The organism is Flavobacterium sp. 1, from assembly GCF_002797935.1.
GTDB lineage: Bacteria > Bacteroidota > Bacteroidia > Flavobacteriales > Flavobacteriaceae > Flavobacterium.
Genome location: NZ_PGER01000001.1, coordinates 872,807 through 898,334 on the forward strand (window position 1 = coordinate 872,807; position 25,528 = coordinate 898,334).

Genomic DNA, 25,528 nt, shown 5'->3' on the forward strand with positions numbered 1-25,528 from the left:
CTATATTAAAAATGAACAACTTTACTCAAATAATCCAACAATATAAAACCGATACCGAAAGTGTTTATACGACTTGGTTTGTAGATAATAATCAACGATTAAAAGCTTTTCGGACTATTCGCCGTGGTGTTTTGCAAGTGATAGACGATATTAAAAATAAAACATTTCCAAACGATTTTAAAGGCAGTAGTTTAGAATTTGTATTGAGTTGTATAGCAGAACAAAAACAAATATTTGTAGGCGTAGCGCATCCTTTTTATTGGAAACCAAAATTGAGAATTCCAGATATTTACGAAAACCAAAACAATAAAATTGCTTTTGGTCAATTTCTTGAAAACTGCATCAATGCTAAATCAGAAGAGCAAGCAGTAAGAGAAATTGTAAAACTTGACGAGCTCAAAATAAAAGGCCTTGGTCCAGCCGTGGCAAGTATTTTATATTTCTTGCACCCAACTTGGTTTCCACCATTTAATACAGCTATCCTTAACGGATTCAACTTTTTGTTCAAAGACAAAAAGAAACTAGGGAGTTGGACAGAATATTTAAAAATAAGAGAAACTTTAATCGAAACCAACAGTAAACACAAAGCAGAATTATCCAATGATTTAGGAGCAATTGCAGGTTTGTGTTTTGAAATTGGAACACAAAAAATGCTTATTGGTAACGATGAATATTTAAGTGAAGAGGAACGAGCAAAATTTGAAAAGAATATACTAAAACGACAAAAAGAAATTCAGGAAGAAGAATTAGCCGAAAATCTGCATGATGAAATGCAATATCATTTATTAAAAATTGGAGTTTCATTAGGTTATGATGTTACACCAGCAAGTAACGATAAGAGCAAATCGTTTGGCGGACAAAGTTTTTCATTTATATCAATCAATAAATTTCCAGAACTTCCAACAGATAAAGACACACAAAATACTATAAAACTAATCGATGTGTTATGGTTTCAAAAAGGAACAAACAATATCATTGGAGCATTTGAAGTAGAAAAAAGCACCAGTATTTATTCGGGAATACTCCGATTATCTGATTTATATTTTAGTATTTCTAACGGAGAAGAAGTTTTTTATATCATCATTCCGGACAGTCGAGAGAAAGACGTTATTCAACAACTCAACCGACCAGTCATAAAAAATTCAAAAATGAATATCAAATACATTTTGTTTTCGGAATTAAGAATCAATTGTGATGCCATTTGCAAATTTGGAACAGACCATTCTATTATGGAAAAAATAGCAAAAAAAGTGTAAGTGCTTATTTATTAAACAATTTTTAAGTTATTGAAGATAACTTCTTCAAATTCTACATAAAATTGTTCGTAAACAGGTTCATAAAGACCACTACCAATTATAAACTTCCGAATTCATTTGTTTTTGGAGCTTTTTGGTTTTTATATTTGAGTGCCGTTTATTAAAAATTTTCTAAGATTCCCTAGCGTAAATTTTACAGTTGATTGTGCTGAACCAAACATACAAATAATCTTAATTAGATATTATGGTTTTCGATATTTTAAAAATAATCTCATAAAAAAGATGCCTAAGTATCTTCCTATTTCCTTTTCTTCCAATTATTATTATGTCTACCTCTCAATTGCTCGTAAAATCAATAAATTCATCATTGATAGACAAATAAATAAAATTAAAAATCAAACTATTAATCACACCCAACGTTTTTTTAGTAACCTGTAGTATATTTATCTACTGGCTACAGTTTTATTCAAACGAACATTTTAAATTGGTACAATATGACATCAAAAACAATCGAAACTGCCATGAATTATTTTCTTCTTATAAAAAAGCGGTTTCTGACAACAAAATTTTAAATGTTCTTTCCAAAAAAGTACTATAAGGTTTACTATTGGATATTATATAGAATAAAATAAGTTAGCAGCAAATAATAGTTATAAATTTGCAGTGTGAAAACATTTGCAACAATAGTATCGTTTATTGTACTGTTTCTTTCGACAGTGCCATGCTCTGCATTTGCTAATCATTCAGTATGCAATATAGAAAAGAATTGTGAGGATAACTCTCATGATTGCGGCAACGATTGTAACGGAAAGTGCTCCCCGTTTTATTCATGTGGCACCTGCGTTGGGTTCACAATAAATTTAACTTCTGCCCATTTTAGTAAAAATTTAGATTTTGCAACAGATGATATAGAACAGCCAAGATCGTATGATAAATTTATAAATTCTTCTTTCATTTGTAAAATTTGGCAGCCTCCTAAAATTTCTTAATATAAAAAGAATATTTTGCATGATTTTGATATCAGGCAGATTGTTATGTTTATTAATATAAAGAAATTACAAATGTTTAAATATATTTTTTTAATAGTCGCAATAGCAGCTATTGGTACTGTGCAAGCACAAAATAAAATCAAATTCCATATAAAAGATGCTGCTACCAATGAGCCGATAAATGGAGCAACAGCTAAAATTGAAGAAACTAATTTGATTTTAACATCTAATAATAATGGAATTGTCATTTTTGAAAATCTAAAGGATGGAGATTATACATTGTCTGTTTTTATAGAAGGTTATGGCTCGCATAAAACACTTTTTAAAGTGCCTTTTGCTGCTGAATTTTTAGAGATTGCTTTAGAGATCGAAGCCGAAGAAATGAATGAAATTATTGTCACTTCAACCAGAGGAACAAGAACCATCAGTAACATTCCAACTAGAGTTGAGTTTATTGCAGGAGAAGAACTGGAAGAAAAAGCCAATATGAAACCAGGTGACATTCGTATGATGCTTAACGAAAGTACCGGAATACAAACCCAGCAGACATCTGCAACTTCTGGAAACTCCTCTATTAGAATTCAAGGATTGGACGGAAGATATACCCAAATTTTAAAGGATGGTTTTCCTCTTTATTCCGGGGCTTCCAGTGGACTGGGATTATTACAGACACCACCTTTAGATTTAAAACAAGTTGAAATAATCAAAGGTTCTGCTTCTACACTTTATGGAGGAGGAGCAATTGCTGGTTTGGTTAACCTGGTTTCTAAAATTCCGACTAAAGAAAGAGAATTACGATTTTTAATTAATGGAACGTCAGCTCTTGGACTGGATATCAATGGGTTTTATTCTCAACAATTTAGTAAAATTGGATTGACAGTTTTTGCTTCACATGACCGAAATGCTCCTTATGATCCTGCTGACATTCAACTTACTGCTATTCCGAAATTTAAACGTTTCAATTTTAATCCAAAATTATTTGTCAATTTTAATGAAAACACAAAACTTAATTTTGGCGTAAATGCGGTTTTTGAAAATCGTATCGGCGGAAATATCGATTATATCAAAGACGAAAGCCAATATCCTGACAGTTACTTCGAAAAGAATAAAACGCAGAGAATAAGCACTCAATTTGCCCTTACGCATAAATTCGGCGAGAAAGAATCTTTGATAATTAAAAACAGTTTTAATAATTTTAGCCGTGTCATAACAATACCTGATTATATTTTTGACGGTTTACAAAACAGCACTTTTTCTGAAATTAGCTATTCTAAAAATGGCGATATTGCGGAATGGGTTACAGGCGTAAATTTATATACTGATAATTTTACTGAAAACAACAAAACAGTTTTTCCTCTGAGAAATTATAACCAGATTACTTATGGTGCTTTCATTCAAAATACAGTGAAGACCAAAGAATGGCTGGATATAGAAACAGGTCTGCGAGGCGATTATGTTGATGATTATGGATTTTCTTTTTTGCCAAGAACTTCAGCTTTATTTAAAATCAATTCTAAGCTTACTTCCAGACTTGGCGGTGGGTTAGGCTACAAAACGCCTACTATTTTCACAGAAGAAAGCGAGCGCATACAATACCGAAATGTACTGCCTATTAATAATGATTTCAATACACTTGAAAAAAGTTACGGACTTAACTTTGATGTGAATTATAGAACTAAAATTACCGAAGATATATCTTTATCATTGAATCAATTATTCTTTTATACGAATGTTGATAATCCGCTTATCTTAACTTCGCTTCCTAATGACGTCTATCAGTTTGTAAATGTTGATGGATATTTGAAAACAAAAGGAACCGAAACAAATGTCAAATTAGGATATAAAGATTTTAAATTATTTTTAGGTTATACCTATACTGATGCATCAATAGATAATAATGGGATAAAATCTGAAAATCCTTTAACTGCGAAACACAGATTGAATAATGTTTTGATGTATGAAGTGGAAGACAAATGGAAAGCCGGTTTAGAGGCTTATTATTACAGCCCGCAAAAACTTAATGATGGCACTACTGGGAAAGAGTATTGGATTTTCGGCTTTATGATTGAAAAGCTTTGGGAAAATTTTTCAGTTTATGCCAATTTCGAAAATTTTGCCGATACCAGACAAACAAAATTTGGAAGTATTTATACTGGAACAATTTCGAATCCTGTATTTAAAGACATCTATGCTCCTTTAGACGGATTTGTTGTTAACGCGGGTATAAAAATAAAAATTTAAAATCTCATCAGGAATCAAAGCCTGCAGGATTAAATCCAGATTCCGCAGGCTTTTTTATTCCGCGGATTTAAGATTATTTTTCAATAAAAGAACTGATGCTGAATTTAGGACTGAACCCGCCATTTTGCGAACTGCCGTTTGTTCGTTCTTATTTTCTATCGTGTCTGTTGTCATGTTAGTGTCAGTAAATAGCCAATTAATGAACCTCCTAAAACTACAAAAGCACTATTTAATTTCTTGTATCCAAATGTGATCATTATGCTTAAAACTGCGATCAAAATTGTCCGCCAGTCTGTTATGGTGTCTTTGCCCATATCAAAACAAACTGCTGCAATTATAGCGACTGATGCCACATTTACAGCGTCAAGAAAGGTAGAAAACAGTTTTGAGTTCCGTATTTTCTTTACGATTGGATTGAGTAGCGCCACAAATACAAATGAAGGTAAAAATATGGCGATTGTCGAAACGATTGCTCCTGTCAAACCGTTGATTTGATAACCAATAAAAGTTACCGAAGAAAAAACGGGACCGGGTGTGAATTGTCCAACAGCAATTGCATCAATCAGCTGCTGTCTTGTCAAAAGTCCTGTTGAAACTAAATCTGTATCGAGAAATGCAAACAAAACATAACCGCTTCCGTAAAGTATTGCACCAATTTTTAGGAAAATCCAAAACAGATTAACATTGGATACAGAAAGTATTGTCGTGTTTGTAATTTGCAATAAAGTTAATGGCAGAAAACTGTTGCAGTTTTTTTGTTTTTTGTTTCGTACATAAGCCAAAAACAAAGCCAAAAAACCTGCTCCAAACATCAAATATATTTCGTTAATGTTGAGTAATGAACAAATCAAAACAAGAAGTCCGATGATTATTAGTTCTGTCGATTTCAAAGATTTCTTTGCCAAAGGAAAAATTGCACCAAGAATTATGGCAATAACAGCAGGTTTTATTCCATAAACAAAAGGCTGCACTTCTGGTAGTTGTCCGTATTGTTTGTAGAGATAAGCAAAAAATCCTGTAATGAAAACGGCTGGTAAAATGAAACAAAACCCCGCAATGATTAAACCTTTCCAGCCGCCTTTTTCGTGTCCGATATGAATCGCCATTTCGGTGCTGTTAGGTCCAGGAATTAAGTTAGTTGCACCAATTAAATCCAAAAAATGCTGTTCGGTCAGCCATTTTCTTTTCGTAACAACTTCGTCCTGCATCATTGCAATATGGGAGGCAGGACCACCAAAACCAATAATTCCAAGTTTTAGAAAAAGTTTGGCAATGTCCTTTAAATCAGTTTTATCTTCCATTTTTAGTCAAAATTTTATCCACCGGCCAATATCCGCCACCTTGTTATTAGTAGAAAAATACTTTCCAAAAGCATTGCCCAATCTGTTCTGCTTTTGTGCATCATTTCTCCAAAAACCTTTTCAGCTAAAATTTCCGATTTAGTTGCCCCAATGGCAGTAAGCATAATGATGAAGAGTGGAATACTTGCAAATTTTGTCAAAAGTCCAAAAAGAATTAGCGTTCAGCAAATAATTTTAAAACTCTCTAAAAATTCGGGCGATGGCAAACCAATTTTCTCAAATTGCCCTGCACCAAGTGTGTCAGCAAACAAAAAATTTCTGAATTCCTTCCGACAGAAACATAACTCCAACTATCAGTCTGATCAGGATTGTTGTTTTTGAATTGTCTGTATTTAATATTTGTTTTTTCATTTTTATATGTCTGCACACAGTTAATCTATGTAAAAATGTAATATGACTGACTGTCCGCAAAGAGTACCATGTATATTTTTTTGCCACTGATTACACTGATTCTCACAGATTTCATTACACTTTTTGAAAAAATCTGTGTAAATTTTTTTAATCTGTGGCTAATTCTATCTGTTTGGTATTAGTTAGGATAGTCATAAAATGTAATATGAATTACAAATTGGCATAAACCTTAATTTCTCTTTGATGATTCTCTAATTATTACTTCTGTATTTAAATATGTGACCTCTTTGATGTTATCTTTTTTTGGTGATTGCAGGTGATTTAATATTTTTTCTGCAGAAATCTGCCCCATTTTAAATGCAGGATGTGATATTGTGGATAGACCAGGATCAATAATTGATGAAATAGGGTCATCATTGAATCCTATTATTGCCAGTTCTTCTGGTATTTTGACGCCTCTTTTTTTTGCACATTGGATTGCGCTTATTGCGGTAATGTCAACTGAAGAAAAAATCCCATCTGGTGGGTTTTTCATGTCTAGTAATTTATTGGTTGCCTTAATTCCTTCGGTAAATACTAGCTGTTCTAATTTAATTATTAAGTCTTCTTCAATAGGGAGATTATGGGCTCTTAAGGCATCCAGATACCCTCTTTTTCTTTCGCTAAACAATGTGCCAAATTCCATACCGGCATAAAAATGCGCAATGCGTCTGCAGCCTTGATCAATGAGGTGCTTTGTGGCTTTGTATCCCGCTGCGTAATTATCAATTATAACTCTGTAAGTATCTATATCGTTTGGCACCCTGTCTACAAACACCAACGGAATTTTGGCATCTATAAATGGCATAAAATGTGAAGTATCTCTTGTTTCCATTCCTAATGAACAAATTATACCGCTGATTCGGCTGGCATAAAGTGCTTGAGTCATATTGATTTCTTCTTGGTATGAATCTCCCGATTGTGTAATAAGAATATTATATCCGGATTTTTTTGCAGTGGTTTCAATTCCGCTAATTAAGGAAGATAGAAATGGCTGGTCAATTGTAGGCACTAATACCCCTATAGTTTGGGTTTTGTTACTGCGTAATCCAGCCGCAAGGCTATTTGGGCGATATCCTAATTCTGCACAAGCCTCTTTAACCTTTTTAATTGTTTTTGCGCTGATGGTATGATGGTCTTTCAGAGCTCTGGAAATTGTAGAAGTTGCAAGGTTTAATTTTTTGGCTATGTCATAAATCGTAATATCTTTATTATCTTCCATTTGGTATTCGTTTATTGCAAATATACTTTTTTTGAATATCCAATCTAACAAAAAAGTATAGGTTGTATATATTCTTAGGAGTATTTTTTTGTTTCACTAATATATGAATTTATAATGTATTTTTTATAAGTTTGTAAAAACAATCGGTTGCGTGTTTTTAAGTTTCACTGATTTTGAACTTGGGATTCTATTTTAAAGGTTTTTAATCAGATATTCAGTAACAGATTGCTGAAAGATTTTTAGACATTTATGACTTGAACTCGATAATTAACTTTTGGAGCAGAAAGATTAGGCATTTTCAGCAATCATCGTCCCGCTTTCCATTGCAATCTTATGTCCCTCTCGTCTTTTGGGACGAGACGGACCATAAGGATTTTCATTTCAATCGGGGCTGAAAGGAGATATTTTGCTTTTTGCAATCATTCAAAAAAAAACCGAGCTCAGGCTTATAAAAACCTGAAGATTTCCTGATTTACAAAAAAAAATTAACACCATATATTATGAACCAAAAAATTGACAATTTAGCCGCAGACAACATAAGAGCGCTGGCTATATCTATGGTAGAAAAAGCAAATTCAGGACACCCGGGCGGTGCTATGGGAGGCGCTGATTTTATGCATATTTTATACACTGAATACTTAGATTTTGACCCAACCCAGATGGACTGGCCATTCAGAGACCGTTTCTTTATGGATGCGGGACACTTATCGGCTTTGATGTATGCACAATACTATTTATTAGGCAACTACAAGAAAGAAGACGTACAGCAGTTCAGACAATGGGGTTCGGTAACGCCGGGACATCCTGAAGTTGATGTTTTAAGAGGAATCGAAAACACCTCGGGACCATTGGGACAAGGGCATGCAATGGGTGTTGGAGCTGCCATCGCTGCTAAATTTCTTGATGCCAGATTCAAAGGACTTTTTGAACATAAAATATACGGTTTTATCACTGACGGAGGGGTTCAGGAAGAGATTTCGCAGGGAGCAGGAAGAATCGCGGGACATTTGGGATTGAACAATTTTATCATGTTTTATGATTCAAATGATGTGCAGCTTTCTTCTATGACCGATGAAGTGACTTCAGAAGATACTGCCATGAAATACAGAGCTTGGGGATGGAACGTAATCGCGATAGACGGACACGATCATTCGGAAATCCGAAAAGCATTGGATGCAGCCAACCAAGAAACCGAAAGACCAACCCTGATTATTGGTAAAACGATTATGGGCAAAGGCTGTGTTACTGCTGACGGCTCTATGTATGAAGGCGAATGCGAACTGCACGGAAAACCTATTGGTGACACTAAAGCTGATTACATCAAAACATTGCTGAACCTCAAAGCCAATCCAGAAGATCCTTTTGCCATTTTTGAAGAAGTAGCTTCACATTATGCTGCTATTTTGTCCCAAAAAGCAGAAAAAGCTTCTGTCAAAAAACAGCAGATAGCCCAATGGAAGAATGAAAATCCGGCATTGGCACAAAAAATGGAATTGTTTTTATCCGGAAAATTACCCGAATTGGATTTAAGCAGTGTGGCTCAAAAACCAAATGCAGCGACTAGAGATGCTTCGTCTGCAGTGCTGGCTTATTTGGCTGAAAATGTTGAAAACATTATCGTTTCTTCGGCAGATTTATCCAACAGCGACAAAACGGACGGTTTCCTGAAAAAATCATCTGTTTTGCAAAAAAATAATTTCAGCGGCGCCTTTCTGCAGGCTGGAGTTGCCGAATTAACCATGACATCAATTGCCAACGGTATAGCTTTGCATGGCGGTGTAGTTCCAGTAGTGGCGACATTTTTTGTGTTTTCAGATTATATGAAACCGGCTATCCGATTGGCTGCCATTCAGGAACTTCCAGTAAAATATGTCCTGACGCACGACTCGTTCCGAGTGGGAGAAGACGGGCCAACGCACCAGCCTATTGAGCAGGAAGCGCAAATGCGTTTATTGGAAAAAGTAAAAAACCATTCGGGACACCAAAGTCTGCTTGCTCTGCGCCCTGCCGATGCTATTGAAACTTCTGTAGCTTGGGATATGGCTTTGAAAAACACCAAAACGCCAACGGCTTTAATCCTTTCCAGACAAGGGATAAAGGATATTCCAGCTGCTAAAACTTCAAGATATGATGAAGCAGCGGGAGCTAAAAAAGGCGGTTATTTGGTGAAAGAAACTGCAAATCCAGACATCACCTTAATTGCAAACGGATCGGAAGTTTCAACGCTTATCGATGCTGCCGTGATTTTGGAAAAAGAACAAGGTCTAAAAATAAACATCGCTTCCATTATTTCCAAAGGCTTATTTAAATCACAGTCTAAATCATATCAAGAAAGCATTATCCCGAAAGGAAAACTGGTTTTCGGACTTACCGCAGGACTTCCTGTAAACCTTGAAGGACTTATTGGCGACAGCGGAAAAATAATAGGACTGGACCATTTTGGCTATTCGGCGCCAGCGGGCGTTTTGGACGAGAAATTCGGATTTACAAGCCTAAGCGTTTGTGCTGAAATAGTAAAATATATTGAGGAAAGTGAAATAAGAAACTAAGTTTTGAAACCTTAAATATTAAATAGAGCCAAAACGACACCGATATGATTACGGGATTATTAAGTGTAATTTAGGTTTTCTTAAATACCTGCATATTGGTAGAGGATTAAAAACTTCTCAGTTTGGTTATTAAAGGAAACAATTGTTAGTTTATAAATAATTGTCATAAAGATGGACTGGGTGTGATCTATGATTGTTAGGTTTTATAGACATTTAGAAGTTATTTATGGCAATTGAATAAGGGAGCTAAATTTGGCTCCCTTTTTTTGTTTTTTATTGTGATAGAAGTTAACAGATACCATTATTTAATTTGAAATTAAAATTAAATTGGGCTTAAGGATTTAATTAGAAATTTAATATCAATTGTATGTTTTTTTGTAGAATATTTCTTATTTAAACAATCGATTGTTTTGATTTTTGATTTTTTTACCGAATTGATTTACTTTATTTTATTCTGTATATGAGATAGTTAGTATTGTTTTTTATTTACTATTTTGATATAAAAGGTGATGTATCATCAAATTTTTATGCAATAACTATTTTAATTTGTGATTTATTCAATTTTATAATAAAATTTATGGTGATACAATTTTTATAGTATGTTATTTTTTTAAATTCATAAAAAAAAATATACACAACCGATTGTGTGCTTAACTTTTATTTATATATTTGTGCTAATCACACTTATTCAAAGAATGTGATTAAAATTAAAACCCTAACTAATTTTAATTAATTCAATTTTTATGACTAACTATTTTGTTACAAGCAAATCAAAGCATTTTAAATGTTTTGCTTTTTTGATTTTGATGTTTGTGATATCACTCCAATCGAGTGCACAGACAACAGTTAAGGGAATGATATCAGATAAAAATGGTCCTATTCCTGGTGCGAATGTAAATTTAAAAGGTTCTGCCAACGGAGCCAGCTCTGATTTTGATGGTAAATATTCAATTAAAGATGTTCCTTCAAATGGTGTACTTGTTTTTAGTTTTGTTGGTTATAAAACTAAAGAAATTTCTGTTAGCGGAAGAAGTTCTATCGATGTTGTTCTTGAAGATGAATCAAATACGCTGAAAGAAATTGTAGTAATTGGATATGGTGCTGTTCGTAAGGAAGCAGTTACGGGATCTGTAGCTACAATTGGTGGTAAAGAATTGAGTGAATTTGCATCTGGAAATGTAACTCAAGCACTGCAGGCAAGACTGCCAGGTGTTGAATTAACTCAAACCTCTACCAAACCTGGTGCTTCCATGCAGATTCGTATTCGTGGTACCAGATCGCTTACGGCAAGTAATGATCCTTTGATTGTACTTGATGGAGTTCCTTTTGCAGGATCTATAGGTGATATTAATCCTGTTGATATAAAATCCCTTGACATTTTGAAGGATGCTTCTGCTACTGCAATTTATGGATCCCGCGGTGCAAATGGAGTTGTGTTGATTACAACTAATAAAGGACGCAAAGGTCAAAAAGCTAAATTTACTTATAATGGATTTGGTGGGATAAAAAATGTTTTTGGAGAATATCCCATGATGAACGGTAATCAGTTTGCCGCACTCCGCGATGTTACCAAGTTATATTCAGATGGTAGAGATGAGGTAAGAGGCGTTAATACTGATTGGCAAGGTTTATTGTATGATTCAGGGCAAATAATAAGTCATGATGTTAGTGTTTCAGGAGGAAGTGAAGGCGGTTCTTATACAGGAGGACTTGGGTATTACAAAGAAGAATCCGTTTTACCTGGACAGTCTTATGAGCGTTTTAGTCTTAGAGCATCACTAGATCAAGAAATTGGGACTGCATTCCGCATTGGATTTACTACTAATAATAACTATGCAATTACGAATGGTGATAATATAGGACCCGGAGCAGCCTTAGGCATGTCGCCTTTGGTCAATCCGTATGATGCTAATGGCAATTTGAAAAGAACTGTAAATATGGGATTAATAGATGATAAATGGGTTTATACAAGAGAATCTATTAATGCTTTAGGTGAGAAATATATCAATCTAAACAGAGCATTTAGTTCTTATAACAATATTTTTGCCGAGCTAAAAATTCCAGGTATAGATGGGTTGAAATACAGATTGAATTCTGGATTAAATTTCCGCGCAACTAATAATGGGTATTATGAAGGCCAAGGTGTTTTTGATGTAAACGCGGCAACTTTATCTAATGCATCAATTAGTAATTTTATGTCAACGCAATGGCTGCTTGAGAATTTAATTACTTATGATAAGACTTTTGCTGAAAAACATACGATTAATTTTGTTGGATTATATTCTAATGAAAGCTATACGGGTAATAATTCTAGAATAGCAAGAAATGGAATTACTTCCGATGCATTTCAATTTTATAATATTGGACAAAGTGAGGAACCTATCACTATAACACCATCTGAGCAGGATTATACAAAATGGGGATTGCGTTCTTATATGGCAAGGCTAATGTATTCCTATGATAATCGCTATTTTATTTCAGGCACAATACGTTCTGATGGTTCTTCCAGATTAGCAGAAGGAGAAAAATGGGTTACTTATCCAGCAGTTTCTGCAGGCTGGACCATTTCTAATGAATCTTTCATGAAGAATATCACTTGGCTTAATTCTTTGAAATTGCGTGCAGGTTATGGTGAAACTTCGAATCAGTCAGTTGATCCGTATGCTACTTTAGGAACTTTAAGTACAAGACCTTATAATTTTGGAACTACCAATTCTACAGGAGTTTATGTAACCGAATTACCTAACCCGGCTTTAGGTTGGGAATATTCTAAGACTATGAATTATGGTGTAGATTTTGGATTTTTCAACAGCCGCTTGACAGGTACTGTTGAATATTATAATACACAAACGGAAAATTTATTGCAAAGAGTAGCGCTGCCAACAACATCAGGTGTTAGCGGTTATACAGCAAATGTTGGCGCAACAGAAAATAAAGGGTATGAAATTTCATTAAACGGAGTGATATTGGATAATCCTAATGGTCTGACCTGGACAGTTGGTTTCAACTTGTATGCCAATCAAAATCAAATTACTTCTCTTGCTTCTGGAAAGGATAGAGATGAAAGTAACTTATGGTTTGTCGGTCATAATATCGCTTCTATTTATGATTATGAAAAAGTAGGGCTTTGGCAAGAGGGCGACGCTTTTATGAGTAACTATGAAGCAGGACCAACGGGTGTTAATCAAGCAGGAACTGTAGTAGGATCTATAAAAGTAAAATATACGGGAGAATATAATGCAGATGGTTCACCTACTCGTAGAATTGATGCAACCGATAGACAAATTATTGATACCGATCCTGACTTTCAAGGAGGTTTCAATACTAACTTAACGTATAAAGGTTTTGATTTTAATGCTGTTGGAGCATTTAAAAGCGGTGGGGTTTTAGTAAGTACACTTTATGGAAGTGCCAGTTATTTGAATTTGCTTAATGGGCGAAGCAGTAATGTGGATGTAGATTATTGGACACCAACGAATACAGGAGCAGATTTTCCTAATCCAAATGGTGTTAGAAGCGGTGATAATCCAAAATACATGTCGACTATGGGGTATTTTGATGCTTCTTATTTAAAAATCAGATCAATAACTCTGGGTTATACCCTTCAGCAGGATTTCATGAAAACAGTTGGTATTGATAAATTAAGAGTATATGCTTCTGTTCAGAATCCATTTGTTTTCTTTTCTCCTTATCATGATATGTCTGGTATGGATCCAGAAACAAATTCAGTGGGTGACCAAAATCAGGCCGTAAATTCTTACCCTAGCAGAATTTTAGTTATTGGTACTAATACACCATCAACTCGTAACTTTTTAATGGGTCTTAACTTAACATTTTAATAAATAGAATAATATGAAACGATATATATTTAAAAATATAATTATAGGATCCGTAGCTTTGTTTAGCTTGGCAGGTTGTTCTGACCTATTAGAGGAGACACCACATGATTTTTATGAGCCTGGCTACTTTAAAACGGAGCAAGGTGTACTTCAAGGACTAACATCTCATTATGCTCATTTACGCTGGCTGTATGGGAATGCTTATTTTTATAATTCATTAGAAACCGGTACAGATGAGATTACCTATGCGCAAAGTGCTGATGGTAACTTTAAAGACCATGATTTATCAGGTGTTGGAACAATTACTCCAAGTTCCAGCCGTTCAGATGTATTGTGGAATAATTCATTTTCTGATATTAATACGGCCAATGGAATTATTGAGAATGCAGCGGCAGTTGGAGTTGCTCCTAGTCTTGTTGCTGAATCTAAATTTTTCAGAGGATTTGATTATTTCTTATTGGTGCAGACTTTTGGAGGAGTACCTCTAGATTTAGGAGCTGGTGAGTTAAAATTTAACAGCAAGCCTTCAAGATTTTCAGTACGTAACAGCGTACCACAAGTTTATACTAAAGGAATTTTTCCTGATTTAAAAGAGGCTGTTGCTGAGTTGCCGGATGCATCTAGACTGACTGGTACTGCAACTAAAACATTGGCTCGTTTGTATTTAGCAAAAGCTTATTTGACGTATGCTTGGTGGCTGCAAAACCCAAATAGCATTCCAACCTATCCAGATACCCCAAGAACTGATCCAGACGGGCATAATGCACAATGGTATTTTCAAGAAGCATATAATGTTGCTTTAGAAGGGATTAATAATGCTGGAACAAATTTTGCTTTGCAGGCAAGTTTCTACGATGTTAATTTGGGTTCTAACGACCGTAATAAAGAAATGCTGCTTTATGCTGATCATACTGAAGCTAATGAGTATTATAATGGATCCAGCCTTACTTATGCTAATGGAGGCGGTGCAGATAATTTTGCAGGATGGATGGCTACTTGGAATTATACAGCTATCAAAAGTAAAAATGCAGCTGGCGGTTTAGTATCTCCTGTTCAGCGTGAAGCGGCTCAAGCCCTTGGGCGCCCTTGGACTCGTATGGCACCTCCAATTGATGTTTTTACAAACACATTTGCTGATAAAACAAATGATTCACGTTATGATGGTACTTTTACAACTGTATATCGCGGGAACTGGAATTTAAAAGGAACTGGGTTAACAGATGTAGCAACATTGTATAATGCAAATTCATTGCCTATAACCCCAAAAGATGCCGTACTATCGTTCCTAAATGACGAACCGGCTACTCCTATAACATATCCTTCTGGAGGAGGCGACAGTGGGATTGGCGCTGGAGTTTTACCAGGCAGAGCTGATTATGTAGTCTCTCCAAGTGGATTCAGCAGAATTGTGTATCCAGGATTCTGGAAATTAGGTCCATACCGTACAGACAATGCTGGTACTTTAGGACAGCCTAATGCGGCGAGTACAAGACCATTTCCAATTGCTAAATTTTCAGAACTTTATTTTGTAGCTGCAGAAGCTGCTGTAAAAGGAGCAACTGGATCTATGACAGCCAGAAACCTAATAAATGTTATCCGTGCACGTGCAGGGAAATGGCGTTGGGATAATAATGGTAATGCAGCAAAAGTTGCAGATAATAGTGTGGCACTTACTGCAGCAACTCCATCTGTCATTGATATTAACTATATTTTAGCAGAGCGTTCACGTGAATATTTTGGTGAAGGATACCGCTGGTATGATTTAGTACGTACTCAAAAATGGAATGAGTTAGCAGGAACTTATCGAATCTGCGGAGCTAGTTATGGTAATCATACTCCTGCAACAGTAACAAGAACTATCCAGCCATTTCATTATTTAAGACCAATTCCAACTGGACAGCTTGATGGAATGGAAATGACAGTAGCTGAAAAATTAGCTTATCAGAACCCTGGATACTAAATTTTATAAACAAGTTTAGATTTAAAATTTTGGCTTATTAACATTGAAGTGTAGTTTTTACAGGATACCTTCATCTGTTGGTTTTTAAATTTGTTTAGTTAGAAGCCGAGGGTTAATTCACTCGGCTTTTTAACTTGATTATTAAAAATAAGGTTTAACTGCGGTATGTTTTACAAATGAATGACTGAAAAAGAATAATAAGATTGTATCTTTAATTATGTAAATTTTAAAAAAATATAAGTAAAGGTTTCTGAGTTTTTTAGAAGAAGTCTTTTTAAAAATAAGCTGCATGAGGTTTTTTTTAACTTTTTTTTAAAAGTGTAATACTGATACTTAAGGTTTTGTTTTGTGTTATCAATTTCCTCAAGAAGAGGATAAATGCAGGTTATGAAAAAATATTTATTCAATATTGTATTGTTTTTTTGTGTTCCATTATTTGCCCAATATCCAAATGATTTAAAAATTTGGTATGATACGCCATCTGGAAAGGTCTGGGAAAATGCATTGCCTATCGGGAATGGTTTTCAGGCTGCAATGGTATATGGAAATGTAGAGAAAGAGATTCTTCAATTAAATGAAGGTACTGTTTGGAGTGGGAGTCCTAATAGAAATGATAATCCCAGTGCAAAAAGTGCATTGAATGAAATTAGGGAACTTCTTTTTCAAGGTGAATATAAAAATGCAGAAAAATTAATAAATGAAAATATAATTACTAAAAAATCGCACGGACAAATGTTTCAGCCTGTGGGGAACTTAGAATTAATTTTTCCTAATCAGCAAAATTATACCAGTTTTTATCGTGAACTGGACATAGAAAACGCTATTGCAAAAACAGTTTATAAAGTAAATGGAGTTACCTATACCCGTGAGGTATTTGCATCTTTTCCTGACAGGGTGATAGTTATTAAGCTTTCTGCTGATAAATCCGGACAATTGTCTTTTACCGCAGGTTTTACATCGGAACATACGAAGCAAAAAATTACGATTAATAACAATGACGAACTTTCGCTTTGGGGAACAGCCAGTGATCATGAAGGAGTAGAAGGAAAGGTTAGATTTAATGCACTTGCCAAATTTAAAGCGGAAGGAGGAAACGTAAAATCTGTTGATAATTTAATAAAAATTGATAAAGCAAATTCGGTATTGATATATGTTTCTATTGCATCAAATTTTATTAACTATAAAGACATAAGCGGTGATGAAAATAAACTCGCAAAATCTTTTTTGGATAAAGCATTTGATAAGAATTTTGATAAGATGAAAAAAGCTCATATTGCTGATTATCAAAAATATTTTAAAAGAGTTAAGCTTGATTTAGGTTCTTCAGAAGAAGAAAAATTACCAACAGACCAGAGGCTGGCTAATTTCAGGAATGTCATTGATCCTTCTTTTGTGGCTTTATATTATCAGTACGGCAGGTATTTGTTAATTTCGTCTTCGCAGCCAGGAGGTCAGCCAGCTAATCTTCAGGGAATTTGGAATCACAGTATGAAACCTGCTTGGGACAGTAAATACACCATCAATATTAATACCGAGATGAATTATTGGCCGGCTGAGAAAACAAATCTGTCTGAAATGCATGAGCCTCTTTTAAAAATGGTTCAGGAATTAGCCGAAACTGGTAAAGAAACGGCAAAAGTAATGTATGGAGCTAGAGGCTGGATGGCGCATCATAATACTGATATATGGAGAATTAACGGGGCGGTTGACGGTGCAACTTGGGGAGTGTGGAATGCTGGAGGTGGTTGGTTAAGTCAGCATATATGGGAACATTATTTATATTCTGGAGATAAAGCTTATCTTCAATCAGTATATGAAGTGCTAAAAGGCGCTGCAGTTTTTTATTCCGACTTTTTAGTAAAAGATCCTGCAAGTGGCTGGTTAGTTGTAGCTCCAGGAAACTCGCCTGAAAACTCGCCTAAAGCACATCAAGGTTCTGCTATGACTGTCGGTTCTACGATGGATAATCAAATTGTGTTCGATGTGCTTAGTACTGCTATAAAGGCATCAGAAATACTGGGAAAAGATAAAGAATTTGCCGACAGTCTTAGAGTTATGAGAAAAATGCTTCCACCGATGCAGATTGGCAAATACAATCAATTACAGGAATGGCTGGATGATGCAGATGATCCAAAAGATAATCACCGTCATATTTCCCATTTGTATGGTCTTTATCCTTCGAACCAGATTTCACCTTATAGAACTCCCGAACTTTTTGCTGCCGCAAAAAATACCCTGTTGCAAAGGGGCGATGTTTCTACAGGATGGAGTATGGGCTGGAAAGTAAACTGGTGGGCAAAAATGCAGGATGGGAATCATGCTTATGCACTCATTCAGAATCAGCTGACACCGCTTGGCGTTAATGCAGGCGGAGGCGGAACTTATAATAATCTATTTGATGCACATCCGCCATTTCAGATTGACGGGAATTTTGGCTGTACTTCAGGAATTACCGAAATGCTGGTTCAAAGTTCCGATGGAGCGATTTATTTACTTCCTGCATTACCTGATGCTTGGCAGGAAGGCAGTATTGAAGGAATACGTGCCAGAGGTGGTTTCGAAATTGTTGAAATGAAATGGAAAGATTCTAAGCTAACAAAATTAATTATAAAATCAACATTAGGAGGAAATCTCAGGCTGCGTCTGCCAAATAGCATTAAACTAAAATCTGGTGCTGCATTAGCAATTGCAAATGGGGAGAACTCTAATCCTTTTTATTTTGTTGATCAAACACCAGCTGCTATAATAGCAGCAGAATCAAAAATAAAACCATTAGATATAAAACCAACTTTTCTTGTTGATATACCTACGAATAAAGGAAATGTTATTTCGTTCGTTAGTGACTAAACCACTCTGCATTGAAATTACATGGGTTTGTTTGGCGAGGGACTCAAAGTAATTCCATTTTAAAAACTGATTTCAATCAATTGTAAAATTGTTTGGTTTTATATTTTTCATATTACTAAAGTACTGCAATAAATTGCAGGTTATATGGTGTAAATTTCAGGAAATCACAATCAATATTAGTGATTATGAAATTTAATTTTCATGTAACGTAGCGTAAAGTATTTGTAACAAATTATTGATTATTATCTGGTATGAACAAATATATTTGAACTATTATTTTTTGAGGATATAAAAAAAGAGTCGTTTAAATTCTTGAAAGTTATTTAATTGTTATCAGCATGAATGAAATTATTACCTCAATCAAATAAAATACAAATTCTTATGTGATTTCTTCAAACGGATGTCCTGATACCAAAGATTTCTTTATTTTATGATGATTGGATATGAAAAGAGACTCCAGAGCTTTCAGCCATGGGAAAAATTTCCACAAATGGGAATTGAACCTGTACATTATGCCAATGGGATGTTTTATATAAATGAGCTTACATGGACAGAACAGAGAGTATATCTGTTAAATAGTTTTTTTAACTAAAGAGGTAATAATCAGAAAAACAAAATTAAACAGATGAGAATTTTTTTAAAGTCTTTATTTTTAAGTCTAATGCTGGCAGTTTCTGTTTCGGCTCAAAACAGCAAAGCTCAAAATCCAGTGATTTATGCTGATGTACCTGATATGTCTATTATTAGAGTTGGCGGTACATACTATATGAGCAGTACTACAATGCACATGAATCCGGGTGTGCCGATCATGAAATCCACCGACTTAGTCAATTGGAAACTTATTAATTATGCTTATGAAACACTGGAGGATAATGATGATAAGCTAAATTTAGATAATGGCAAAAATGATTATGGAAGAGGTTCATGGGCGAGCAGTCTGCGCTATCATAATGGTACTTATTATGTTAGTACCTTTTCTGGGACAACAGGCAGAACTTATATTTTTTCTACAAAGAATTTAGAAAAAGGACCTTGGAAAAAAAATGTCTTAAATGCTTCTTACCACGATCATTCGATTTTTTTTGATGATGACGGCAAAGTGTACATGGTTTGGGGAGCAGGAAAATTGGAGATTATAGAATTGAATAATGACCTTTCAGCAGTAAAGGAAGAAACTAAAAAGGTTTTAATAGAAAATGCAAGCACTCCTGCAGGAAGCAATATTATGCTGAATTCCGAAGGTTCCCAGCTTTTTAAGGTAAAAGGAAAATATTATTTATTTAATATTTGCTGGCCAAAAGGAGGGATGCGTACTGAAGTTATACACAGAGCCAATAACATTTCAGGGCCTTGGGAAGGAAAAATCGGTTTGCAGGATTTAGGTGTTGCACAAGGCGGACTTATTGATACACCAGATGGAAAATGGTTTTCTTATTTATTTAGAGATGCAGGAGGTGTTGGGCGTATTCCTTATTTAGTACCTGTAAAATGGGAAGATGGCTGGCCAATATTAGGTGAAAACGGCAAAGTGCCGGAAAATCTTGATCTGCCAGCTAGTAAAGGCTTTATCCCCAATATTGTTAATTCGGATGATTTTACCCGCCAAAGCGGAGAAAAAGAATTGCCATTAGTGTGGCAATGGAATCATAATCCAGATAACTCCCTTTGGTCTCTCAAAGAAAGAAAAGGATATTTAAGATTAAAAACGTCCAGAATAGACAGCAGTTTTGTTCAGGCTAAAAATACATTAACGCAAAGAACTTTTGGCCCGGAAAGTTCGGGAGAAACATTAATTGAAGTTTCTAATATGAAAGAGGGTGACTTAGCAGGACTTTCTTTGCTTCAAAAGGAATATGGATTGATAGCTGTAAAAATTGAAAACGGTTCTAAAAAAATCGTAATGATTGATGCTGTAAAAGGAATTCCAAAAGAAATTGCAAGTGTAGCTGTAAATCAAGATAAAGTGTATTTGAAAACCGAATGTGATTTTAAAGACAAAGCAGATACAGGCAGATTTTATTACAGTCTGGACGGAAAAAAATGGATCAGTATTGGGAACACAATAAAACTGCCCTATACAATTCCTCATTTTATGGGATACCGATTTGGATTGTTTAATTATGCTACTAAAAATTTGGGCGGTTTTGCAGATTTTGATTATTTCCATGTTGATGACAAAATTTCAAAAGCGAATTAGTTTATCGTTTCATTTTTACTGCAAAAACTTTAATTATTAAATTCAATTCTAATATAAAAATCATGAAAATTAAATACCTGTTTATTATAAGTTTATTTTCAGTATTTAGCATAAATGCGCAACAGTATCCTTTTCAGAATCCTTCTCTCAGCTCAGCAGAGCGTGCAAAGGATTTAATTTCAAGATTGACACTTGAAGAAAAAGCAGCATTAATGTGCGATCAGTCAGATGCTGTACCAAGACTCGGAATTAAAAAATTTAATTGGTGGAGCGAAGCATTGCATGGCTATGCAAATAATGATAATGTAACAGTTTTTCCAGAACCTATTGGTATGGCAGCCTCATTTGACGATCAGTTTGTTTATCGTGTATTTGATGCGGTATCTGATGAAGCCAGAGCAAAATACAACCAGTGGATTAAAAACGGAAATGAAAATAAGCGTTTTTTGAGCCTTTCGGTTTGGACTCCCAACGTAAATATTTTTAGAGATCCCCGCTGGGGCCGCGGTCAGGAAACCTATGGCGAGGATCCTTATCTTACTTCTCGAATGGGTATTTCTGTCGTCAAAGGTTTGCAAGGCCCAGCCGATGCTAAATACCGTAAGCTTTTAGCCTGTGCAAAACATTTTGCTGTTCATTCCGGACCAGAATGGAGCAGACATGAATTAAATCTAAATAATGTAAATCCAAGAGAATTATATGAAACATATTTGCCGGCATTTAAAGCATTAGTGCAAGAAGCCGATGTAAGAGAGGTTATGTGTGCCTATCAGCGTCTGGATGATGAGCCTTGCTGCAGTAATACCCGACTTTTGCAGCGTATTCTTCGTGATGAGTGGGGATATAAATACATGGTCGTTTCAGATTGCGGAGCAGTAACTGATTTTTATACAACCCATAAAGTTTCATCAGATGCAGTGCATGCCGCTTCGAAAGCTGTTCTTGCAGGAACTGATGTAGAATGTGTTTGGGAGAAATATCCCTTTAAAAATTTGCCCGAAGCTGTTGCAAAAGATTTAATCAAAGAAGCTGATATTAATAAAAGTCTGCTTCGTGTTTTAGAGGGTCGATTCGAGTTAGGTGAGATGGATGATGACGCGATAGTGCCTTGGACAAAAATTCCGGCCTCGGTTCTTAATAATAAAGAACATCAGCAGTTAGCACTTGAAATGGCTCAAAAAACAATGACGCTGCTGCAAAATAAAAACAATGTTCTTCCTTTGAATAAAACAGCAGGCAAGATTGCAGTTATTGGGCCAAACGCTGATAATGAACCTGTGTTATGGGGAAATTATAATGGAACACCCGTTAGAACGATTACGATAAAAGACGGAATAGAATCAAAAATCAATGCAAATAAAATCTTTTATGATAAAGCCTGCGATTTAGTTGAAGATAAAGTAACTCAGACTTATTTTGACCAAATTTCATTTGAAGGGAAAAAAGGGATGAAAGCAACTTATTGGAATAACCGAAACAGGGAAGGTAAGAGCGTAATATCCCTTCAGATTGTAAATCCAATTAAAATGACTACTGCGGGTCAGCATGAGTTTGCTTCGGGGGTTAAGCTGGAAGGCTTTTCTGCAAAGTATGAAACGGAATTTTCAGCTAAACAAAACGATACTCTTGTTTTTAAAACAGGTATTACTGGTACTTTTGAATTAATAATTAATGGTAAAACGATTTCAAAATCGAATAATTGGCGCACTGTTCCGTCAAATATTCCATTTGTTGTTGAAGCTGGAAAAAAATATAAAATCGAAGTTCTTTATGCGCAATCAAACAATTGGCAAGCCAATCTTGAATTCGATTTTGGAAAAGGATTTGATGTAGATTTTAGTAGATTAATTCAAAAATTGAAAGGCATTGACACAGTAATTTTTGTAGGCGGACTTTCTACTTTACTTGAAGGTGAAGAAATGCCGGTTTCCTACCCTGGTTTTAAAGATGGTGACCGTACCAATATTGAGCTTCCGGCTGTTCAAAGAAAATGTTTAAAAGAGCTGAAAGAGGCAGGCAAAAAAGTAATTTTTGTAAACTGTTCGGGATCTGCTATTGCTTTAACACCTGAGACAGCTAGCTGTGACGCTATTTTGCAGGCATGGTATCCGGGAGAATCCGGAGGTCAGGCTGTTGCCGATGTACTTTTTGGAGATTATAATCCCAGCGGAAAACTGCCTGTTTCATTTTATAAAAATTCAGAGATATTAGGTGATTTTGAAGATTATTCAATGAAAGGACGTACCTATAGATACACAACAGATGTTTTATTTCCTTTTGGTTTTGGTTTAAGCTACTCTAAGTTTACTATTGGATTAGGTGAATTGAGCAAGACAAACATAAAATCAGATGAAAATACGCAATTAAGTTTTACCGTAGATAACGTCAGTAAACGAGACGGAACCGAGATTGTACAGGTATATGTTCGAAAATTAAATGATTCTGATGGTCCTTTAAAGACATTGAAAGCTTTTAATAGAATCAATTTAAAAGCAGGAGAAAAACAAAATATTACCATCGATTTACCAGCTTCTTCATTCGAATTTTATGATTCTACTACTAAAAGAATGAATGTAGCTTCGGGTGAATATGAGGTTTATTATGGTAACAGTTCAGATGCCAAAGATTTAAAAATGACTAAAGTTTTCATTAAATAAAATTGAGGAAGATTATACCTTTTTTTAGAATAAAAGAAATATTTATGGCTATGCTAATTAACAATCAATTCACTATGAGATTCAGATATATTTTATGCTTTTATCTGTTCAGTTTTTTTGCTTTAAAAGCACAATCGATTGTGGAAAGCCCTGACGGAAAACTTAAAGTATCAGTTTCTTTAAACGATGGGAAACCTTTTTATAGTATTGCTTACAATGGAAAACAGTTTTTAGAAAATTCCCCGCTGGGTTTAAAAACGAATGTCGGTGATTTTACATCGGGATTGGTTTTAGAAGTTAATGTGAATCAAAATAAAATTGATGAAACTTATGAGTTGTCTAATATAAAACAGAGCAAGGTGCATTATACAGCTAACGAGACTGTATTTTCTTTTACCAAAGAAGGAAAAAATGCTATTGATGTAATTTTTAGAGTAAGCAATAATAATGCTGCTTTTAAGTATAAAGTGTATCCGCAAAAAGAAGCCCGTTCCTGTGTAGTGCAGGAAGAAGCTTCTGGTTTTTTATTGCCGGAAGGAACGACAACATTCTTGTGTCCTCAGAGTAAATCAATGGTAGGATATGCCAGAACAATGCCAAGTTATGAAATTCCCTATACCGTTGATGCTTCAATGGGGAAAAATGGTTCGGGTGACGGATATACTTTCCCCTGTCTTTTTAAGGTAAATAACAATGGGTGGGTATTGATTTCTGAAACAGGTGTTGACAGCGGTTATTGCGGGAGCAGGCTTATTGGCAATGATAATGGTTTATATACAATAGGATTTCCAATGGCAGGTGAAAATAATGGCAATGGAACTGCCGCTCCAGGTATTGCTTTACCAGGAGAAACACCTTGGAGAACAATCACGGTAGGCGAAACATTGGCTTCAATTGTAGAAACTACTATTCCGTTTGATTTGGTTAAACCAAAATATGAAGCTTCTAAACAATATCAATATACAAAAGGCACCTGGAGCTGGATTATGAAAATGGATAACAACACCACTTTTCCAGTGCAAAAACAGTATATCGATTTTAGTAATGCCATGGGATATGAAACCATATTAGTCGATGCGCTTTGGGATACACAAATTGGTAAAGATAAAATAGTCGAACTGGCTAAATATGGTGCTGACAAAGGAGTAGGACTTTATTTATGGTACAATTCTAATGGGTATTGGAACGATGCTCCCCAAGGTCCCAGAGGAATTATGGACAATACCATTATCCGCCGTAAAGAAATGGCTTGGATGAAAAGCATTGGCGTTAAAGGAATCAAAGTTGACTTTTTTGGAGGAGACAAACAAGTGACTATGAAGCTGTATGAAGACATTTTAGCAGATGCAAATGATTTTGGCATCATGGTTATTTTTCACGGCTGTACGCTGCCTAGAGGCTGGGAGCGAATGTATCCAAATTATGCAGCAAGCGAAGCCGTTTTGGCTAGCGAAAATTTACATTTTGGTCAGGGAAGCTGTGATAATGAAGCAGCGAATGCCTCTATACATACTTTTATTCGAAATGTGGTTGGAAGCATGGATTTTGGAGGAAGCGCCTTAAATAAATTTTATAACAGTGACAATACGCCTAATAAAGGTTCAAAACGAATGACTTCGGATGTATTTGCTTTGGCAACAGCCGTATTATTTCAAAGCGGGGTTCAGCATTTTGCTTTGGCACCAAACAATTTGACTGATGCTCCGGATTGGGCTATTAACTTTATGAAAGAAGTGCCGACAACTTGGGATGAAGTCCGTTTTTTAGAAGGCTACCCGGGTAAATATGTAGTGCTTGCACGCCGAAAAGGTACAAAATGGTATATAGCCGGTGTGAATGCACAAAAAGAAACACTGAAAATTAATTTAAAATTGCCAATGATTACCGCAGGTACTGAATTAAAACAGTACAGTGATGATATAAAATTAAATGGAAAAGTGAGTACTGTAAAAATTAATAAAAACCAGCTCGTTCAATTGACAATACCTTGTAATGGAGGTGTACTGATGGTCAATTAAGA

12 protein-coding genes and 1 pseudogene are annotated in these 25,528 nt (G+C 35.1%); 10 read left to right on the forward strand and 3 right to left on the reverse strand.

The genetic code is table 11. From position 1 onward, the window contains the following. Window positions 1-11: 11 nt before the first annotated feature. Window positions 12-1,256, forward strand: a complete 1,245-nt coding sequence (locus CLU83_RS03855) for a hypothetical protein (protein WP_100430391.1) — start codon at window positions 12-14, stop codon at window positions 1,254-1,256. 716 nt (window positions 1,257-1,972) lie between these two features. Then, window positions 1,973-2,077, forward strand: a pseudogene (locus CLU83_RS22780) (hypothetical protein); the annotation flags it as partial. Window positions 2,078-2,079: 2 nt separating this feature from the next. On the opposite strand, the gene CLU83_RS22650 reads toward CLU83_RS22780, so the two are convergent. After that, complete coding sequence (locus CLU83_RS22650) at window positions 2,080-2,211, reverse strand: hypothetical protein (protein ID WP_255410939.1); 132 nt, start codon at window positions 2,209-2,211, stop codon at window positions 2,080-2,082. Window positions 2,212-2,317: 106 nt separating this feature from the next. Here CLU83_RS22650 and CLU83_RS03865 point away from each other — a divergent pair, with 106 nt between their 5' ends. Further along, window positions 2,318-4,486 carry a TonB-dependent receptor domain-containing protein gene (locus CLU83_RS03865; RefSeq protein ID WP_100433605.1) on the forward strand — a complete coding sequence of 723 codons (2,169 nt, stop codon included), beginning with the start codon at window positions 2,318-2,320 and terminating at the stop codon, window positions 4,484-4,486. A gap of 170 nt (window positions 4,487-4,656) precedes the next feature. Here CLU83_RS03865 and chrA read toward each other — a convergent pair whose 3' ends face one another. Further along, window positions 4,657-5,787 (reverse strand): chromate efflux transporter, encoded by a 1,131-nt coding sequence (gene chrA / locus CLU83_RS03870; protein WP_100430393.1) that lies wholly within the window; start codon window positions 5,785-5,787, stop codon window positions 4,657-4,659. A 640-nt stretch (window positions 5,788-6,427) separates the two neighbouring features. After that, a complete protein-coding gene (locus CLU83_RS03880; protein WP_100430394.1) occupies window positions 6,428-7,459 on the reverse strand; it encodes a LacI family DNA-binding transcriptional regulator in 1,032 nt (343 codons plus the stop codon). A 500-nt stretch (window positions 7,460-7,959) separates the two neighbouring features. Between CLU83_RS03880 and CLU83_RS03885 the strand changes: the two genes are divergently transcribed. The 7 genes from CLU83_RS03885 to CLU83_RS03915 all read left to right on the forward strand — a co-directional run bounded on the left by CLU83_RS03885 (window position 7,960) and on the right by CLU83_RS03915 (window position 25,526). After that, on the forward strand, window positions 7,960-10,008 hold the full coding sequence (locus CLU83_RS03885; protein WP_100430395.1) for a transketolase: 2,049 nt from the start codon (window positions 7,960-7,962) through the stop codon (window positions 10,006-10,008). Window positions 10,009-10,862: 854 nt separating this feature from the next. Then, the gene (locus tag CLU83_RS03890; RefSeq protein ID WP_369828749.1) at window positions 10,863-13,847 is read left to right on the forward strand and encodes a SusC/RagA family TonB-linked outer membrane protein; all 2,985 of its coding nucleotides are present in this window, start codon (window positions 10,863-10,865) and stop codon (window positions 13,845-13,847) included. A gap of 13 nt (window positions 13,848-13,860) precedes the next feature. Continuing rightward, window positions 13,861-15,807: a RagB/SusD family nutrient uptake outer membrane protein gene (locus CLU83_RS03895; protein WP_100430397.1), complete on the forward strand. Its 1,947-nt coding sequence runs from the start codon at window positions 13,861-13,863 to the stop codon at window positions 15,805-15,807. 387 nt (window positions 15,808-16,194) lie between these two features. Further along, window positions 16,195-18,654 carry a glycoside hydrolase N-terminal domain-containing protein gene (locus CLU83_RS03900; RefSeq protein WP_100433606.1) on the forward strand — a complete coding sequence of 820 codons (2,460 nt, stop codon included), beginning with the start codon at window positions 16,195-16,197 and terminating at the stop codon, window positions 18,652-18,654. 625 nt (window positions 18,655-19,279) lie between these two features. Further along, window positions 19,280-20,851, forward strand: a complete 1,572-nt coding sequence (locus CLU83_RS03905; RefSeq protein ID WP_100430398.1) for a glycoside hydrolase 43 family protein — start codon at window positions 19,280-19,282, stop codon at window positions 20,849-20,851. A 62-nt stretch (window positions 20,852-20,913) separates the two neighbouring features. After that, window positions 20,914-23,508 (forward strand): xylan 1,4-beta-xylosidase, encoded by a 2,595-nt coding sequence (xyl3A, locus tag CLU83_RS03910; protein WP_100430399.1) that lies wholly within the window; start codon window positions 20,914-20,916, stop codon window positions 23,506-23,508. Window positions 23,509-23,552: 44 nt separating this feature from the next. Continuing rightward, window positions 23,553-25,526, forward strand: a complete 1,974-nt coding sequence (locus tag CLU83_RS03915; protein ID WP_232726968.1) for a glycoside hydrolase family 97 protein — start codon at window positions 23,553-23,555, stop codon at window positions 25,524-25,526. Window positions 25,527-25,528: the final 2 nt, after the last annotated feature.